A 1,041-nucleotide genomic window follows, 5' to 3' on the forward strand; every position below is an offset into this window, starting at 1 on the left:
CCGCCAACCGCTACGCGAACGCCTGACCGCGAAGGAACTCTCCAATGACCAAGCCGACAAAGCAAATTCATCTGGCCGCGCATTTCCCGGGTGTCAACAACACCACGGTGTGGAGCGACCCGGCGGCCGGTAGCCACATCGAGTTCAGCTCGTTCGCGCGATTCGCCCAGACCGCCGAACGCGGCAAGTTCGACTTCCTCTTCCTGGCCGAGGGATTGCGGTTGCGCGAGCAGAACGGCCTGATCTACGACCTGGACGTCGTCGGCCGCCCCGACACGTTCACCGTGCTGGCCGCGTTGGCGGCGGACGCGGCGAACTCGCGGCCCTCGTCGGAGTCGCCGGCCTGGAAGATCACCGGCCGGCCCTGCGGGCTCCTAGGCACGTTGAACCGGCCGTGGATGGCGAAGTGCGCGTCGGTGTGGGCGAACGCCCCGGCATCCGGGTCGGATAGGAAGACGCCGGTCGGCTTGTCCGCGACGATCTCGTCGCCGCGCCAGGAGTCGAACAGCTCCAGCGTGGTCTGCAGGAAGGTCCTGGCCCGCTCGTAGCGTTGGCCTTCGGCCAAAAAGCCTCCGCGGCGGAAGTTCTCGCCGGTGAAGGCGTCCCAGGACGTCACCACGTTCCACGCGGCGCGGCCGGCGGACAGGTGATCGAGCGAGGCGAACTGCCGCGCCACCTCGTAGGGCTCGTTGAAGGTGGAGTTGATGGTGCCGGTCAGCCCGATGCGTTCGGTGACCGCCGCCAACGCGGCCAGCACGGTGAACGTGTCGGGGCGGCCGACGACGTCCAGGTCGTAGATCAGGCCGTTCTGCTCGCGCAACCGCAATCCCTCGGCCAGGAAGAGGAAGTCGAACTTGCCGCGTTCGGCGGTCTGGGCGAATCGCGCGAACGAGCTGAACTCGATGTGGCTACCGGCCGCCGGGTCGCTCCACACCGTGGTGTTGTTGACACCCGGGAAATGCGCGGCCAGATGAATTTGCTTTGTCGGCTTGGTCATTGGAGAGTTCCTTCGCGGTCAGGCGTTCGCGTAGCGGTTGGCGC

At 66.8% G+C, this 1,041-nt stretch carries 1 pseudogene; it reads right to left on the reverse strand.

The window, feature by feature from the left end:
* Positions 1-292 precede the first annotated feature (292 nt).
* Positions 293-997: pseudogene (locus A5714_RS20130) on the reverse strand (LLM class flavin-dependent oxidoreductase); the annotation flags it as partial.
* Positions 998-1,041 lie beyond the last annotated feature (44 nt).

The sequence above is a fragment of the Mycobacterium sp. E2462 genome, assembly GCF_001672685.1.
Classification (GTDB): Bacteria; Actinomycetota; Actinomycetes; order Mycobacteriales; family Mycobacteriaceae; genus Mycobacterium.